At 49.5% G+C, this 218-nt stretch carries 1 pseudogene; it reads right to left on the reverse strand.

Features of this window, described 5'->3' with window-relative positions:
- A pseudogene (locus AC2AXP_RS22860) lies at positions 1-218 on the reverse strand (IS3 family transposase); the annotation flags it as partial.

The raw sequence follows: 218 nt of genomic DNA on the forward strand, positions 1-218 counted from the left end.
TTTTGGTTTTCAAACTGTTCCGGGCTAAGACCGCACAGGCACTGTGACGACGCCAGCGATTGTAATCGCACTCGATATAATTAAACACTGCCGTTCGCATTATTTCCCGGCTGGCAAAGTCCTCCCCGTGGATACATTCCACCTTCAGTGAGTGAAAGAAGCTTTCCGCACAGGCATTGTCGTAACAACAACCTTTAGCGCTCATACTGCCCTGCAGA

Source organism: Serratia sp. Sp408, from assembly GCF_057180665.1.